At 49.3% G+C, this 4,979-nt stretch carries 4 protein-coding genes and 1 pseudogene; all 5 read right to left on the bottom strand.

The features are described 5' to 3' along the window. Nucleotides 1–715 (bottom strand): annotated as a pseudogene (locus KT99_RS19175) (beta-ketoacyl-ACP synthase 3); the annotation flags it as partial. A gap of 94 nt (nt 716–809) precedes the next feature. Further along, nucleotides 810–1,481, bottom strand: coding sequence for a GntR family transcriptional regulator (locus tag KT99_RS19170; RefSeq protein WP_005503557.1), 672 nt, complete (start codon nt 1,479–1,481; stop codon nt 810–812). Nucleotides 1,482–1,598: 117 nt separating this feature from the next. Continuing rightward, complete coding sequence (locus KT99_RS19165; protein WP_005503556.1) at nt 1,599–3,164, bottom strand: aldehyde dehydrogenase (NADP(+)); 1,566 nt, start codon at nt 3,162–3,164, stop codon at nt 1,599–1,601. A 66-nt stretch (nt 3,165–3,230) separates the two neighbouring features. Then, nucleotides 3,231–4,232, bottom strand: coding sequence for a 4-hydroxyproline epimerase (locus tag KT99_RS19160; protein ID WP_005503555.1), 1,002 nt, complete (start codon nt 4,230–4,232; stop codon nt 3,231–3,233). Nucleotides 4,233–4,339: 107 nt separating this feature from the next. Next, nucleotides 4,340–4,979: dihydrodipicolinate synthase family protein (locus KT99_RS19155; protein WP_005503554.1), on the bottom strand; the 640-nt coding region annotated here is incomplete at its 5' end.

Here is a 4,979-nt window from a genome sequence, read left to right as displayed (position 1 = left end):
TCATCTTTAGATATTCGCACTTCTCGAGTACTTAGTACTTAACTTACTCATGCCGGCGATAGCACGTTGAAGATCTCTTGGCCATGAACTCAATATAGAAATCCAATGATGAGGCTTCAAATCTGTCCATAGCCGTACCAAAGGTTGATTTGAGTATATCGCGTCCGGCAGGGTCATTGCTCAACTCGTAGCCTAAAACGCCGATTGCTTCATCTGTTGCTTCCAACACGACAGCACCGGCACCATCACCGAACAGCACGGCGGTATCACGACGTGACCAATCTAAATAGAATGACAAGCGCTCGGCACCGATAACCAGTACCTTCTTACATTGGCCACTCTTGATCTGCGAGCTAGCCAGGCCTACGCCATATAAGAAGCCACTGCATGCGGCATTGATATCGAAAGCCGCACAGGTCGCGCCTACATCGGCTTGAACTTTCGAGGCAATATTCGGGATCAAGGTATCCGGGCTGGCGGTAGCAAGAATGATCATATCCAGCTCGCTACCCTCTATGCCCGCAGCGGCAAGAGCATGCTGCGCAGCAACTGAAGCCAGCTCTGAGGTGTTCACATGACTGATATGACGTTGGCTAATGCCGGTACGTGATTTGATCCACTCGTCTGAGGTTTCGATGAAAGTGGATAGGTCATGGTTCGTTAATGTGGCTGGTGGAACGCATTTTCCCCAACCTGTAATCGTGGCGTACTGCATGTGCTTTCTCTCAAATAAAAAGGCAGAACCTGAGCTCTGCCTCATCTAACATAATTAACTAAGCTTAGTGCATCTTAAGCTTAACAACCGTGACTCATTCCACTTGTTGGGCGACGAGCTCGCGTATTGCTTCGGCGGCATGCAAAATATGTGCGCGTAAAAGCTCGATAGCCTTGTCTGTATCTTTGTTTCTACAATAGGTCAGCAGATTTCGGTGATCTTGCTCTGCGCGGGGTATTCCGCCAGCGAGTAAGAGTTGCAAACGGATATAACGATCGCAATTGGTATTGAGTCCGTGAACCACTTCTAGCGTGTGTGGACGATCAGCAGCCTGATACAGGCAGGTATGGAATTGCGTATTGAGTTCGCTCCAACTCGCTACAGCGTCTTCTTGTTTGAATGCTGACTCGAGTTCATCGAGTACTTTCTCGGCCTGAAGCAGATGCTCATCTTGTAGATTGGGAATCGCTTTAGCCAGTAGGTCGGTTTCAATCAGGGCTCTGAGCTCGAATAATTCTGTGACTTGCTCGACAGAAAGTTCGGTGGCTGTAGCACCTTTATGGGGCTCAAATTTGACTAAACCTTCGGCTTCAAGTTGCAATAGCGCTTCACGAACCGGGATACGGCTGACATTTAATTCATCGGCTAGTGCACTTTGTCTAAGGGGTTCACCGGCAGCGATATCACCAGAAAGAATTTTTTCCCTAAGCACTTCAACAACGACTTGCGTTCGTGTTTTATGGATAATTGGTGTAGATCGGCTCATAGTTCCCGTTTTAATCTGTTAGTTATGCTATTTTATCCAACTAAGATTACCGTTAAAGCGGGTTAAAATAAAGGGAAACTGTGTTTCCCTTTATTTATTTTCTCATTTTAATCAGGATTAAAAACTGATGATTTTAGCTGCGCCGCTTTTTAACTCATCGGGAAGCAATGCTGCTGGCATATTTTGATAGCAGATTGGACGTTCGAAACGCTTCATGGCCTGACTGCCTACGGACGTTGTGCGGCTGTCTGTGCTCGCTGGGTAAGGCCCGCCGTGATTCATCGAGTGACAGACTTCGACTCCCGTTGGCATCTGATTGAAGATGATTCGGCCTACGTTGAAGGTCACCGCCTCTATCAGTTGCTGATTTTGGATGAGTTCAGCTTCATGGCCGTGAATGGTGGCCGTGAGTTGGCCTTCCAATTCAGTGGCTATGTTGAGCATTTGCGCTTCATCTTCACATTCTACTATCACGGCACATGGACCAAAGATCTCTTGCTGCAGTTCAGGCGTTGTCAGGTAATCGTCGGCATTGACTCGTACCGCCGTTGGCCGGGTTAAATGACTCGCTTGTGCCGATTGCCCCTGTGCAACCAATTCCACACAGGTGTCTTTAAGCAAAGCTTCAACTTGGGCTTGATAGGTTGCGGCTATGCCTGGGGTCAGCATGGCGGATGCTGGCAGTGCCGCTAGAGTCTCGGACATAGTGGCGATATATCGGTCGAGTGCCGAACCTTTTACTGCGACCACAACGCCTGGGCTGGTACAAAACTGACCATGACCCATCATCATCGACTGGACCTGAGTCTGTGCCATCTGCTCTGCGTTGGCTGACAATATGCTACTGAGCAAGAATTGCGGATTCGTCGAGCCTAATTCGCCATAAAATGGAATCGGCTCTGCACGTGCGGCGCACAGGTCGGCCAAAATGCGTCCCACCTTGAGTGAGCCGGTAAAGCCTACGGCTTTTATGGCACTGTGGGTGACCAAATCGGTGGAGACGTGGGGCGCGGCGCCTTGAACCAGATTAAATACTCCGGCAGGCATATCGCAGGAGATGATGGCTTTCTCGATGGCGCGGGTGACCAGTTCACTGGTGGCTGGGTGGGCTGGGTGTCCCTTAACGATCACCGGACAACCAGCGGCTAACGCCGATGCCGTGTCACCACCTGCGGTTGAAAATGCCAGTGGAAAGTTTGATGCACCAAATACGGCAACCGGACCAATTGGCAGTACACTCAAACGGCTGTCGGCTTTTGGCAGCGGGGCACGGTCAGGATTGGCTAAATCGACAAATTTAGGCTCCAGTGGCTCACGCAGTGTGCCTGCGAACAGCCTCAGTTGATTACAGGTTCTTCCCGTTTCGCCTTGAACGCGTGCCATAGGCAGGCCTGTCTCACGATTTGCCGCCGTGGTGATAGCCTCTATATCTGCTTCTAGTTCACTGGCGATGGCATCGAGAAAGTCGGCTCTTTGCCCCGGCGTTTTGGCTCTGTATTGGACAAATGCCGACTTAGCCGCTGTAGCTGCACTGTCTATATCGCTTTGACTCGCACTGGCAAATTGCCAGTCTAGCTTGGCATTTGCGACCGGATCTAAGCTATTAAATGCATTCGCTTCACCTGTCCAGGCGCCATTGATAAAGTGTTGGCCGGTAATTCTTGCAGTAACTGAGTCTGTCATATTGTTCCCTATTAGGTTTGTTGCTTAGCTATGTATCCAGCAACAAACTGATCTTAAGTTATGAGGTTAAATCACTTGGAAGCCAAAGGCATATGGGTCGCTGTCATCTATGGTGATTGAGTTTTGGCCGGTGATTCTGGCCCAGCCTTGAATACTCGGCATGATCCCGCGAAATCCACCGACAAGAGTGGCAGATTCGATGCAGCCGATAAATTGACTGCCGATGATGCTCTCATGGATGTATTTGTCGCCAACGTTTAACTTTCCCTTGGCATACAGCTGAGCTAAGCGAGCACTGGTGCCTGTTCCGCAAGGGGAGCGGTCTATGGCCTTGTCGCCATAAAACACCGCATTGGCACCATCGGAACCTTCACTGATGGTTTCTCCGGTCCAAAGAACATGAGTGATACCCGATACTGTGGGGTCATCGGGATGCACACAAGTTAACTGCTCATGGGCAATCTGGCGGACGATGGGGCTCCATCTGAGAATATCGGCAGCGGTCCAGTTTCTTAAACCGGGGAAATTGGCTTGGGGTTCGACGATGACATAATAGTTACCGCCGTATGAGACATCGACCTTGAGAGGGCCAAGTTCCGGGATATCTAAGATCACATCTTGATGGGCGAGGTAAGCGGGGACGTTGTAAATTTTGACCCAATCGACTTTTTCTTCGGTCTGCTGATATTCGATATTTATCTGGCCAGCGGGCACATCTATGATGAGTTTCCCTGGCTCTCTTGCCGTCAACAGGCCCGATTCGATAGCCGCCGTGATGGCGCCTATGGTGCCGTGGCCGCACATGGGCAGGCAGCCACTGGTTTCGATAAACAAGATCGACGCGTCGGCGTTATCACTGCATGGCGGATACAAAAAAGCCCCCGACATCATATCGTGGCCCCTTGGTTCGAACATCAATCCTTTGCGGATCCAATCATATTCTTTGAGAAAATGTTGGCGCTTCTCGCTCATAGTGCGACCCTTAAGATCCGGATGGCCACTGGTGACCAAACGAACAGGATTGCCGCATGTATGAGCATCGATGCAAAAATAAGTTCCTTTTATCATCTATACTTTACTCCGTTTACTTCAATTAAGGCTAGGCCCTTAATTCTTCTTATAGTACAGCCTCAGAATGAGTGAGGCTGTATGAAGGCTTGATACGTTGTTGAGATTTAATCCAGATTGTACTTGTCTAGATCTATGCGTGTGTCCATCGCTTCTTTAATCACTTTTTCAACATAGGCGCGCTCATCGTCAATTAAGGTCATGCGCGGCATACGGACATTCTCACTACCACGGCCAACGAGTTGTTCGGCAAACTTGATGCACTGCACTAATGTTGGAATCGTGTCTAATCTTAATAGAGGCATGAACCAAAGGTAGATCTCGCGAGCTTCTTCGATGCGACCGGCACGTGCCAGTTTAAACAGGGTTACAGATTCACGTGGGAATACGTTAGTCAGGCCAGAGATCCAACCGGTAGCGCCCAATAATATGCTTTCCAGAGCGATGTCATCGACACCACAAAGTATACTGAAACGTTCGCCGAAACGGCTCTGAAGTTCAGTTAAGCGGCGTGTATCTGTCGTTGACTCTTTAATGGCAACTATGTTGTCTTCTTCGGCAAGAATTGCAGTCATCTCTAAGCTGATGTCGATACCGTAACTAACAGGGTTGTTGTAGATCATGATAGGTAGCTTAGTCGAGCGAGCCACTGTCTGGAAATGAGTCACAACTTCACGATTGGTACCACGGTAAACCATAGCCGGCAGTAGCATTAAGCCATCTACACCTAGTATCAACATCTGAGCT

The organism is Shewanella benthica KT99 (assembly GCF_000172075.1).
Taxonomy (GTDB): Bacteria; Pseudomonadota; Gammaproteobacteria; order Enterobacterales; family Shewanellaceae; genus Shewanella; species Shewanella benthica_A.
This window is presented reverse-complemented; position numbering and strand designations above follow the sequence as displayed.

What these genes read in the sequence shown, in the direction of transcription:
- KT99_RS19160 (WP_005503555.1), bottom strand. Translation starts at nt 4,232, where the DNA reads ATGATAAAAGGAACTTATTTTTGCATCGATGCTCATACATGCGGCAAT.
- KT99_RS19165 (WP_005503556.1), bottom strand. Translation starts at nt 3,164, where the DNA reads ATGACAGACTCAGTTACTGCAAGAATTACCGGCCAACACTTTATCAAT.
- KT99_RS19170 (WP_005503557.1), bottom strand. Translation starts at nt 1,481, where the DNA reads ATGAGCCGATCTACACCAATTATCCATAAAACACGAACGCAAGTCGTT.